This is a genomic window from Mycobacterium sp. MUNTM1 (assembly GCF_054660795.1).
The window spans coordinates 1-12,990 of the sequence record NZ_BAAGDE010000096.1 but is presented as its reverse complement, the minus strand read 5'-3'; the positions used below and the strand labels follow the sequence as shown (position 1 = coordinate 12,990).

Genomic DNA, 12,990 nt, shown 5'->3' with positions numbered 1-12,990 from the left:
CCGTACGGGGCGCCGGGTGCGCGGATGTATCGCACGGGTGACCTGGTGCGCTGGGGAGCCGACGGGCAGCTGCAGTACATGGGCCGCGCCGACGAGCAGGTCAAGATCCGCGGCTACCGCATCGAACTCGGCGAGATCCAGGCCGCCCTCGCCTCGCTGCACGGGGTCGAGCACGCGGCGGTGATCGCCCGCGAGGACCGGCCCGGCGACAAGCGCCTGGTCGGCTACGTGACCGGAACCGCCGACCCGGCCGAGGTTCGCGCCCAGCTCGGCGAGCGGCTGCCGAGCTACATGGTGCCCACGGCGGTGGTGGTGCTCGACGCGCTGCCGCTGACGGTCAACGGCAAGCTGGACACCCGCGCGCTGTCGGCGCCGGAATACTCCGACGCCGACCGTTACCGGGCGCCGGTGAGCGCGATCGAGGAGATCCTGGCCGGCATCTACGCCCAGGTTCTGGGTGTCGAGCGGGTCGGTGTCGACGACTCCTTCTTCGACCTCGGCGGCGACAGCATCCTGTCGATGCAGGTGGTCGCGCGCGCCCGGGCGGCCGGCGTGGTGTGCCGCCCGCGGGACGTCTTCGTCGAGCAGACGGTGGCCAAGCTGGCGCGGGTTGCCACGGTGGCCAGCGAGGACGACGACGTGGTCGACGAGGGGCTGGGCGCCGTGGTGGCCACCCCGATCATGCGCTGGCTGCAGAACATGGACGGCCCGGTCGAGCAGTTCAATCAGACGATGGTCCTGGCGGCGCCCGCCGAGGTCACGTTCGACGACGTGCCGGTGGTGGTGCAGGCGCTGCTGGATCGGCACGGGATGCTGCGGATGCGCGTCGAGGACGACGGCGTCGGCGGCTGGTCGCTCGAGGTGCCCGAGGCGGGCTCGGTGCAGGCCGGCGACTGCGTGGAGTCGGTCGACGTGTTGTCCGAAGCGGCGCTGGTCGACGCCCGGTCGCGGCTGAACCTGGCCGACGGTGTGCTGGTGCGTGCCGTATGGGCAAGTGCGACAAACCAATTGGCATTGATCATTCACCACCTGGCCGTCGACGGGGTGTCCTGGCGGACGCTGATCGAGGACCTCAACATCGCCTGGGCGCAGCACCACAGCGGCCAGCCGGTGGCGCTGCCGGTGGGCGGCACCTCGTTCGCGCGGTGGTCGTCACTGCTCGATGAATACGCACGCCGGCCCGAGGTGGTCGAGCGGCTCGAGGAGTGGCGGCAGGTGGCCGCCATCCCGGCGGTGCTGCCGCACGCGCAGCCCGAGGACACCTACGTGACGGCTGGACAGTTGTCGGCGTCCTTGGACGTGGAGACGACCCGGCTGCTGCTCGGTGAGGTGCCCGCGGCGTTCCACGCCGGGGTGCAAGACATTCTGCTGATCGCCTTCGGCCTGGCCTGGACCCAGTTTGTGGGCACCGGCGCGCCGATCGTCATCGACGTGGAGGGCCACGGACGCAACGAAGAGCTGGGTCCGCAGGTGGACCTGTCCCGCACGGTCGGCTGGTTCACCGCGAAGTACCCGGTGGCGTTGCGGATGGGTGGACTGTCCTGGGGTCAGGTGGTCGGCGGTGACGCGGCCCTGGGTGGGGTGATCAAGGACGCCAAGGAACAGCTACGCGCGTTGCCCGACGGCTTGACCTACGGGCTGCTGCGCTACCTGAATCCCGAAGCGGCACTGGATGATTCGGACCCGGTCATCGGGTTCAACTACCTGGGTCGGCTCGGCGGCGGGGCCGCCGAACTGTCGGCCGATCTGTGGCAGCTGGATCCGGACAGCTTCGCGCTGGCCGGTGCGGCCGGCGCGGTGGCGCTGCCGTTGCCGCACACGGTGGAGCTCAACGCGGGCACCATGGACACCGCGGACGGCCCGCACCTGCAGGCCAACTGGACGTGGGCGCTCTCGGCGCTGGACGAGAAGCAGATCGGCCGGCTCAGCGAACTGTGGTTCGACGCCCTGGCCGGCATCTGCGCGCACGTGCGCAACGGCGGCGGCGGCCTGACCCCGTCCGACATCGCGCCCGCCCGTCTGAGCCAGCGGGACCTCGACGAACTGCAGCAGCAGTACCAGATCGCGGACGTGCTGCCGCTGACCCCGTTGCAGCAGGGGCTGTTGTTCCACACCGGAACCGCTCAGGGTGGCGAGGATCTGTATGCGGTGCAGCTCGACATCTCCGTGACCGGCGCCGTCGATCCCGAGCGGCTGCGGGAAGCGGTGCACACCGTCATCACCCGCCACCCCAACGTGGTCGCCCGCTTCTCCGAGGACTTCGGGGAGCCGGTGCAGGTCATGACGACCAATCCGGTGCTGGCCTGGCAGTACGTCGAACTGGACACCGACGGCGACATCGCGGAGCAGGTCGAGCGGTTGTCCACCGCCGAACGCGTCGCCGTCTGTGATCTGGTCGGGCAGCCGCCTTTCCGGGGCGTTCTGATCCGCACGGCGGAGAACGCGTACCGGTTCGTCCTCACCAACCACCACATCGTGCTCGACGGCTGGTCCAAGCCGGTCCTGCTGCAAGAGATCTTCGCCAGCTACTTCGGGGTGCGGCTGCCCGCGCCGGTGCCGTACCGCAGCTTCATCACCTGGCTCTCCGAGCAGGATCGTGCCGCGGCCCAAGCGGCGTGGCGCGAGGTGTTCGAGGGTTTCGACACCCCGACGCTGGTGGGCCCGTCGGGGCGGATGGCGCTCGGTCCGCGTGGTGTCGCGGAATTCCACGTATCCGCGGAGACGAGCCGGCTGCTGGGCGAATTGGCCCGCTCGTGCCGAACCACCGTCAGCACGGTGCTACAGGCGGCCTGGGCGCAGCTGCTGATGTGGCTGACCGGACAGCATGATGTGGTGTTCGGCACTGCGGTTTCGGGCCGTCCGACCGAATTGGCGGGATCCGAGGCCATGGTGGGCCTTTTGATCAATACCGTCCCGGTGCGCGCAACAATCGGCGCCGAAACCACCATCGCCGACCTGCTTGACCAGCTGCAACGCACCTACACGAACACCCTGGACCACCAGCATTTAGCACTGAACGATATCCATCGTGTAACGGGACATGACCAAATTTTCGACACAATGTTCGTGTACGAGAACTATCCCATCGATACTGCCGCGCTATCGGCCGTGGACGAGTTAACTATTACTGGATTCACGAATCGGGAATACAACCACTACCCGCTTTCGGTACAAGCCGTGCCAGGCCACGAAATAGGCCTTCGCGTCGAGTTCGATACAGACGTTTTTGGCGCGGCGAGGATCGACAAGCTTGTAGAGCGGTTTAAGCGGGTGCTGGAAGCCATGACCGTGGACTTGGAGGAGCAGTCATGACCGTCGGTGCGGGACGGCGCTTGTTGTCGATCGATCTGCTGGATGGCGGCGAGCACGATCGACTCGACGAGTGGGGTAACCGGGCGGTACTGACCAAGCCGGTCAAGTCCTCGTTGTCGATCCCGGAGATGTTCGCCATTCAGGTGGCGCGCGCTCCGCAGTCGGTGGCGCTGACTTTCGGGGAACGCTCCCTGACCTATGGCGAGCTCGACGAGGCCGCGAACCGGCTGGCGCACCTGTTGGCCGAGCAGGGCGCGCGCCCGGGCGAGTGCGTTGCGCTGCTGTTCTCCCGGTCGGCCGAGGCGATCATCTCGATTCTTGCGGTGCTCAAGACCGGCGCGGCCTACCTGCCGATCGACCCGGCGCTGCCGTCGGCGCGGATGGAATTCATGCTCGGCGATGCCACGCCGATCGCGGTGGTGACCACGGCCAGCCTGCGCACCCGGCTGGACGGGTTCGACCTGCCCGTCATCGACGTCGACGAAGCCGCGGCGGACGGCCAGCCCAGCAGCGCGCTGGCGGGGCCGGCGCCCGAGGACATCGCGTACATGATCTACACCTCGGGCACCACGGGCACGCCCAAGGGTGTCGCGGTCACGCACCGCAACGTCACCGAGTTCCTGCGGACCTTGCACGCCGACCTGCCGACCGGCCCCGGGAAGGTCTGGTCGCAGTGGCACTCGCTGGTCTTCGACGTGTCCGTCTGGGAGATCTGGGGAGCGCTGCTGCACGGCGGACGCCTGGTGGTCGTTCCCGAGTCCGTCGCCGGCTCGCCTGACGAACTGCATGCGCTGCTGGTCGCCGAGGAGGTGAACGTCCTGAGCCAGACCCCGTCCGCGGTGGGCATGCTCTCGCCGGAGGGCCTGGACTCCACGGCCCTGGTGGTCGCGGGCGAGGCCTGCCCGGCCGAAGTAGTCGACCGGTGGGCGCCCGGGCGGGTGATGATCAACGCCTACGGCCCGACCGAGGCCACCGTCTACGCGGCGATGAGCACGCCGCTGGCCGGCGAGTCCGGGGCCCCGCCGATCGGGTCGCCCGTTCCCGGCGCGGCGTTGTTCGTCCTGGACAAGTGGTTGCGGCCCGCGCCGGAAGGCGTGGTCGGCGAGTTGTATGTGGCCGGCCGTGGCGTCGCCACCGGGTACGCGCGCCGCGCCGGGCTGACGGCATCGCGCTTCGTGGCCTGCCCGTTCGGCGGGCCGGGCGCGCGGATGTACCGCACCGGTGACCTGGTCCGCTGGGGCGCCGACGGGCAGCTGCAGTACCTGGGCCGCGCCGACGAGCAGGTGAAGATCCGCGGGTATCGCATCGAGCTCGGCGAGATCCAGTCGGCCCTCGCCTCGCTGGAGGGCGTCGAGCAGGCGGCCGTGATCGCCCGCGAGGACCGCCCCGGGGACAAGCGCCTGGTGGGGTACATCACCGGGACGGCCGACCCCGCCGAGCTGCGCACCCAGCTGGGCAAGCGGCTGCCGGCCTACATGGTCCCGGCCGCGGTCGTCGTGTTGGAAACCCTGCCGCTGACGGTCAATGGCAAGCTGGACAAGCGCGCTCTGCCCGCGCCCGAGTACCACAAGCGCGGCGGCCAATACCGCGCCCCCGGCAACCACACCGAGGAGATCCTGGCCGGAATCTACGCCCAGGTGCTCGGTGTGGAGCGGGTCGGCGTGGACGACTCGTTCTTCGACCTCGGTGGGGACAGCATCCTGTCGATGCAGGTGGTGGCGCGGGCCCGCGCGGCCGGCGTGATGTGCCGCCCGCGCGACGTGTTCGTCGAGCAGACGGTCGCCCGGCTGGCCCGGGTGGCCACCGACGGCGCCGACGAGGACGCGGTCGTCGACGAGGGGATCGGGCCGGTGCTGGCCACCCCGATCATGCATTGGCTGCAAACCGTGCAGGGCCCGATCGACGACTTCAACCAGACCATGGTGTTGGCCGCCCCCGCGGGCGTCACCTCCGAAGACGTGTTGGTCGTGCTGCAGGCCCTGCTGGACCGCCACCCCATGCTGCGGCTGCGCCTGGAGGACGACGGCAACGGCGGCTGGTCGCTGGAGGCGCCCGAGCCGGGCACCGTGCAGGCCGCCGACTGCCTGCGATCGGTCGACCAGCTGTCCGACGCCACCCTGGTGGAAGCCCGGTCTCGGCTGAACCCGGGCGCCGGTGTGATGGTGAGCGCCGTGTGGGCAAGCGAGACAAGCCAATTGGCGTTGATCATCCACCACATCGCCGTCGATGGCGTGTCGTGGCGGACCCTGATCGAGGACCTCAACATCGCGTGGGCGCAGCACCACAGCGGCCAGCCGGTGGCGCTGCCCGCGGGTGGTACCTCGTTCGCCCGCTGGTCTTCGATTCTGGCCGAGCACGCGCAGAGCCCGGCGGTGGTCGCGCAGGCCGACGCCTGGCGTGAGGTGGTCGCGACCCCGGCCGTGCTGCCGGCGGTGCGCCCCGAGCAGGACACCTACCAGACCGCCGAGCAGCTGTCGGTATCGCTGGATGTCGAAACCACCCGGCTGCTGCTGGGTGAGGTGCCCGCGGCGTTCCACGCCGGGGTGCAGGACATCCTGTTGATCGCGTTCGGCATGGCCTGGACCGAGTTCCTGGGCGCCGGAACGCCGATCGGCATCGATGTCGAGGGCCACGGCCGTCAGGAAGAGCTCGGCTCGCACGTCGACCTGTCCCGCACCGTGGGCTGGTTCACCACCAAGTACCCGGTGTCGCTGACGGTCGACGGCCTGGACTGGGCGAACGTCGTCGCCGGCGACGACGCGCTGGGCGCGGCGATCAAGTCCACCAAAGAGCAGCTGCGCGCCCTGCCCGACGGGTTGACCTACGGCCTGCTGCGCTACCTGAACCCCGACATCGACCTCGGTGGATCCGACCCCGTGATCGGCTTCAACTACCTGGGACGGCTGGGCGCGGCCGCCGACCTGCCCGGTGAGCTGTGGCGGTTGAGCCCGGACAGCCTGTCGCTGAGCGGCGCGGCGGCGGCGGTGGCGATGCCGCTGATGCACACCGTCGACCTCAATGCCGGCACCATGGACACCGAGGAAGGCCCCCACCTGCACGCCAACTGGACGTGGGCGGCCTCCGCGATGGACCGTGAGCAGATCAACCGGCTGAGCCAGCTGTGGTTCGAGGCGCTGACCGGCATCTGCGCCCACGTGCAGGGCGGTGGCGGCGGGTTGACCCCGTCGGACATCGTGCCCGCGCGCCTGAACCAGCCGCAGATCGACGAGCTGAGCAAGCAGCACCAGATCGCCGACATCCTGCCGCTGACCCCACTGCAGCAGGGGCTGCTGTTCCACGCCAGCTTCGCGCAGGACCCGGGCGACGACGTCTACGCGGTGCAGCTCGGCATCACCGTCACCGGTGAGCTGGATTCGCACCGGCTGCACGACGCGGTGCACACCGTGGTCAACCGGCACCCCAACCTGGCGGCCCGGTTCTGCCCGCAGTTCGGTGAGCCCGTCCAGGTCATCCCGGCCGACCCGGTGATGGCGTGGCGGTACATCCAGCTGGGCGCCGAGGATCTCGACCCCGAGCAGCGGGTCGAGGAGCTGTGCGCCGCCGAGCGCGCCGCGGTGAGCGACCTGGCCAACCGTCCGGCATTCCGGGCCGCGCTGATCCGCACCGCGGACAAGAGGTACCGGTTCGTGCTCACCAACCACCACATCGTGATGGATGGCTGGTCGCTGCCCATCCTGCTGCGCGAGATCCTCGCCAACTACTACGGCGACCAGTTGCCCGCGCCGGCGACCTACCGCAGCTACCTGACATGGCTGGCCGGACAGGACCGCGCCGCCGCGCAAGCGGCGTGGCGCCAGGTCCTCGACGGCTTCGACACGCCCACCCTGGTGGGCCCGGCGGGCCGGATGAAGCTCGGGCGGCGAGCCGTGGAGTCCTACCGGCTGTCCGCGGAGACCACGCTCGCCCTCGGCGAGCTGGCCCGCTCCTGCCACACCACCGTCAACACCGTGCTGCAGGCCGCCTGGGCGCAGCTGCTGATGCGCCTGACCGGCCAGCATGACGTCGCGTTCGGTACCGCGGTGTCGGGCCGGCCGGCCGACCTGATCGGCGCCGAATCCATGGTGGGTCTGCTGATCAACACCGTGCCGGTGCGGGCCAGCATCACCTCGGAGACCACCGTCGCCGACGTGCTCGAGCAGCTGCAACAGCACCACAACGACACCCTCGAACACGAGCACCTGGCGCTGAGCGACATCCACCACGTGACCGGTCACGACGCGCTGTTCGACACCTTGTTCCTGTACGAGAACTACCCGATCGACACCAGCGTGCCGTTGGGCTTCCACGAGTTGGCCATCACCGACGTCACCAACCGGGAGTACAACCACTACCCGCTGTCGGTGATGGCGCTGCCGGGCCGCGAGCTGGGCCTGCGTGTCGAATTCGACACCGACGTCTTCGACGCGGCCGGCATCGAGAAGTTGACCGAGCGGTTCCAGCGGGTGCTGTCGGAGATGACGGTCGACCCGACCCGACGGCTGATGTTGCTCGACGTCGTCGACGAGCACGAACACGCCTGGCTCGACGAACGCGGCAACCGCGCGGTGTTGACCCAGCCGGCGACCGGCAGGTCCATCCCGGCCATGTTCGCCGCGCAGGTGGCCAGCACCCCGGACGCGGCGGCGCTGACGTTCGACGGCCGCTCGATGACGTATCGGGAGCTCGACGAGGCCGCCAACCGGATGGCGCGCCTGCTGATCGAGGAGGGCGCCGGCCCGGGCGAGCGGGTGGCGCTGCTGTTCTCCCGCTCCGCCGACGCCATCGTCTCCATCCTGGCGGTGCTCAAGACCGGGGCGGCCTACCTGCCGATCGACCCGGCATTGCCCGCCGCGCGGATCGAGTTCCTGCTCGCCGACGCCGAACCGGTCGCCGTGGTCACTACCGCCGGCCTGCGCGGTCGGGTGGACGGCTGCAGCCCGACGGTCATCGATGTCGACGACCCGGGGCTGGCCAGCCAGCCCAGCACGGCGCTGCCGATCCCGTCGTCGGACAACATCGCCTACGTCATCTACACGTCGGGAACCACCGGCGTCCCCAAGGGCGTCGAGGTCACCCACGAGAACGTCGCACAGCTGCTCGAGACGCTGCACGCCGACCTGCCGGAGGCGGGGGTGTGGGCGCAGTGGCACTCACTGGTGTTCGACGTTTCGGTGCACGAGATCTGGGGCGCGCTGCTGCACGGCGGCCGCCTGGTCGTGGTGCCCGAGTCGGTCGCGGCTTCGCCCGACGACCTGCACGCGCTGCTGGTCTCCGAGGGTGTGACCGTGTTGAGCCAGACCCCGTCGGCGGTGGGCATGCTCTCGCCGGAGGGTCTGGAGTCGACGGCGTTGGTGGTGGCCGGTGAGGCCTGCCCGGTCGAGGTTGTCGACCGGTGGGCGCCCGGACGGGTGATGATCAACGCGTACGGCCCGACCGAGGGCACGGTGTACGCGGCGATGAGCGCGCCGCTGAAGAGCGGAACGGGATCGGCGCCGATCGGTTCGCCGGTGCCGCGGGCCGCGCTGTTCGTGCTGGACCGGTGGCTGCGCCCGGCGCCCGAGGGCGTCGTCGGCGAGCTGTACATCGCCGGTCACGGTGTGGCCACGGGTTATTCGCGCCGGCCTGGGCTGACGGCGGGGCGCTTCGTCGCCTGCCCGTTCGGCGGCCCGGGCGCGCGGATGTACCGCACGGGCGACCTGGTCCGGTGGGGCCGCGACGGTCAGCTCGAGTACCTGGGGCGGGCCGACGAGCAGGTCAAGCTGCGCGGCTACCGCATCGAGCTCGGTGAGGTGCAGGCCGCCCTGGCCGGACTGGACGGTGTCGAGCAGGCCGCGGTGATCGCCCGCGAGGACCGTCCCGGTGACAAGAGGCTGGTCGGCTACATCACCGGAACCGCCGACCCGGTCGGGATCCGCATCCAGTTGGCCGACCGGCTGCCGGCCTACATGGTGCCGGCCGCGGTGGTGGTGTTGGACGCCCTGCCGCTGACGGTCAACGGCAAGCTGGACAAGCGCGCCCTGCCCGCACCGGAGTATCAGAAGCGCGGTGGCGAGTACATCGCACCGGCCGACCCGACCGAAGAGATCGTGGCCGACATCTTCGCCCGCGTCCTCGGCATGGAGCGGGTCTCGGTCGAGGACTCCTTCTTCGAGCTGGGCGGGGATTCGCTGTCCGCGATGCGGGTGATCGCCGAGATCAACACCGCCGTCGATGGCGCCCTGTCCGTGCGCACCCTGTTCGACTCGCAGTCGGTCCGCGCCCTGGCGCACCGGATCACCAGCGGCGTCGACACCGAGGGCGCCGCGGGACCCGGCTTCGCGGCGGTGCACGGAGCCGACGCCAAGGAGGTGTTCGCCCGCGACCTCACGCTGGACAAGTTCATCGATGCGACGACGCTGTCGACCGCGCCGACGCTGCCCGGCCCGAGCGCCGAGATCCGGACAGTCCTGCTGACCGGGGCGACCGGCTTCCTGGGCCGCTACCTGGCACTGGAATGGCTCGAGCAGCTGGAACAGGTCGACGGCAAGCTGATCTGCCTGGTGCGGGCCAAGTCCGACGAGGACGCGTGGCGCCGTCTGGAGAAAACCTTCGACAGCGGTGACCCGGAACTGCTGCAGCACTTCCAGGAACTGGCCGAAGAGCACCTGCAGGTCATCGCCGGTGACAAGGGCCAGGCCAACCTCGGCCTGGACGAGGAGGCCTGGCAGCGGCTGGCCGACGCCGTCGACCTGATCGTCGACTCCGCGGCCGTCGTCAACGGTGTGCTGCCCTACAACGAGCTGTTCACTCCCAACGTCGGGGGCACCGCGGAGTTGATCCGGTTGGCGCTCACCACGAAGAAGAAGCCGTACGCGTACGTGTCGACTTCGGACGTGGGCCGCCAGATCGACCCGGCGGAGTTCACCGAGGACGGCGACATCCGGGTCATCAGCGCCCGGCGCGTCATCGACGGCGGCTACGCCAACGGGTACGGCAACAGCAAGTGGGCGGGCGAGGTGCTGCTGCGCGAGGCCAACGACCTGTGCGGGCTGCCGGTCTCGGTGTTCCGCTCCGACATGATCCTGGCCGACACCACCTACGCCGGTCAGCTCAACGTGGCGGACATCTTCACCCGGATGATCCTGAGTGTCGTGGCCACCGGCACCGCGCCGAAGTCCTTCTACCACCTGGATGCCGAGGGTAACCGGCAGAGCGCGCACTTCGACGGCCTGCCCGTCGAGTTCGTCGCCGAGGCCATCGCCAAACTGGGCGCCCAGGTGATGGACGGGTTCGAGACGTACCACGTGATGAACCCGCACGACGACGGCATCGGGCTCGACGAATACGTCGACTGGCTGATCGAAGCCGGCTACCCGATCGAGCGCGTCGGCGACTTCGGCGAGTGGCTGCGGCGCTTCGAGACTGGCCTGCGCGGCCTGCCGGAGCGGCAGCGGCAGAACTCGGTCCTGCAGATGTTGACGTTGCTGCTGCGGGATCCGAAGAACCTGCAGCCCGCCGAGCCGGCCCGGGGTGCCTTCGCCCCGACGGATCGCTTCCGCGCCGCGGTGCAGGAAGCGAAGGTCGGTGCCGACAACGACATCCCGCATGTCAGTGCCTCGGTGATCGTCAAGTACGTCACCGACCTTCAACTGCTCGGTTTGCTGTAATTCCTTCGAGGGGCTCGAAAGCGGCGTGGTCCCTCCGGGCCACGCCGCTTTTGCGTGCTGCGCAATTCGTCTTGATGGCTGGCCATTGCCGGCGGGGAACTGGCGACCTATAACTGGGCGATAACGGTCGATGCCGCAATGCGTAGCGACCAATGCCCCAACCCCCGAAACCATGCCATACCGCATGTTGCCGCCATGATCTTAACCAGTACTAACAGTATGTATCAAGGCCCAGGTGTTGAGTGATGTCTATTGCTTTGGGTAATTCACAGGACATTAAGTTTGGATAACCCTGGACCTACAGGGTAGTCGTCTACTAGCGTCCCAACTGTTGCACTCATGTTGACTACGGGGTCTCCGGAGTGGGTTAAGCGCCGACCGTATTGATGCGGCGCCGGCCGGCCCGGTCGCCTCGGCCAACGACGAGCAGCAGCGAGGTTGTGGTCGGCCTTTGCCGACGCTGGGCCCGGGTGCCGGGTCGAGCGCCGCGAGGCGGACCGCGCCGAGCGCCGGAGCTATCTCGAGCGGAAGCGCACCGGGCCATGGCCTGAGCATCTGCGCGAGCGGCTCCACTCAACCGGGGGGTTGAAAGGAACACCCTGTGGTTGGGGAGATGGATGGAGCTTGAGGACCAGGCACTTCCGCTGACGCGCGGACAGCTGGACATTTGGCTTGCGCAGGAAACGGGTCACTCCGACACCGAGTGGCAGCTTGGGTTGTTCGTGCGGATCAACGGCCCGGTCCAGCGCGACGCCCTGCAGTGGGCGATCCGGCAAGCGGTGCACGAGGCGGAGCCGACCAGGGTCGCCTTCTTCGAGGTCGACGGCGAGGTCGTCCAGCGGCCGATCGATGACCCCGACGTCGAGCTGACGTTCGTCAACCTGAGCGATTCGCCCGATCCCGAGCACGAAGCCCGTCGCAGAGCGCTGGCCATTCAGCGCACACCCATGCCGCTCACCGGCCCGCTGTTCAAGTTCGTTCTCTTCCAGACCCGGCGCGACGAATTCTTTTTCTTCGCGTGCTGCCACCACATCGTCATCGACGGGACTGGCGTCGGGCTGGTCGGCCACCGCATCGCCTCCATCTACTCCGCGATCGTGTCCGCCGGGCCCATCCCGACGGCCGTCTTCGGCTCGCTGCGTCAGCTGATCGACTGCGAATCGGACTACGAGGCCTCCGGCGACTACCGGGACGACGAGGCCTACTGGATCGCCAACCTGCCCCCGGACACCGACGCGCAGCACCGCACGGCCGACGGCGCGGGGGAGCGCGACCCCTGGCCGTCCGCTCCGGTCGCGCTGGACCCCGCGGTGGTGCGCCGGGTGCACCGGTTCTCCGACGTCTGGGGCGTATCGCAGACGTCGGTTATCACCGCCGCGTGCGCGCTGTTGGTTCGTGGGTGGTGCGCTGACGGCCCGGAGGTGGTGCTCGATTTTCCGGTCAACCGACGGGTGCGCCCGGAGCTGAAGACGCTGCCCGGCATGGTGGCCGGCGTTGTGCCGCTGGTTATCACCGCCGCGCCACGAGCGACGGTCGCCGAGTTCTGCAAGCACGTCGAGAGGCGAATCGGCGAGGCGGTGCAGCATCAGCGGTTTCCGGTGCACGCCTTGGAGCGCAAGGTCCGCGGCCTGACGAAGCCGCCCGAACGGGTCAGCGTCAACTTCATCCCGTCGGCGTTCACCCTGCCCTTCGGTGGCGTCATGGCCTCGGCGTCCTACACGAACTCCGGTCAGGCCGACGGCTTCGGCCTCATCTTCTCCAGCGACGGCGACGAGCTCTTCCTCAGCACGGCGGGCAGGTGGCAGCCGTGGTCCGGCCTCGATGCGCCCGACCTTGCTGCGCGTTTGCAGCAGCTCCTGGTGGCGATGACGGCCGACCCGACCCGGCGGCTGAGGTCACTGGATGTGGTCGACGAGGTCGAGCACGCTCGGCTGGAGAAGTGGGGCAACGGTTTCGCGTTGGGGTGTTCGTTGGTGCCGGTGTCGGTGGTGGGGTTGTTTGGTGGGCAGGTGGGGCGGTCGCCGGGTGCGGT

3 protein-coding genes are annotated in these 12,990 nt (G+C 69.2%); all 3 read left to right on the top strand.

Annotated elements, in window-relative coordinates:
- The coding region (locus tag ACYQ8K_RS29045) for a condensation domain-containing protein (RefSeq protein WP_459974689.1) at positions 1-3,312 on the top strand (3,312 nt) is incomplete at its 5' end.
- A complete protein-coding gene (locus ACYQ8K_RS29040; protein WP_459974687.1) occupies positions 3,309-10,958 on the top strand; it encodes a non-ribosomal peptide synthetase in 7,650 nt (2,549 codons plus the stop codon). The genes ACYQ8K_RS29045 and ACYQ8K_RS29040, both read left to right, overlap by 4 nt.
- Positions 10,959-11,575: 617 nt before the next feature.
- Positions 11,576-12,990: condensation domain-containing protein (locus tag ACYQ8K_RS29035; protein ID WP_459974685.1), on the top strand; the 1,415-nt coding region annotated here is incomplete at its 3' end.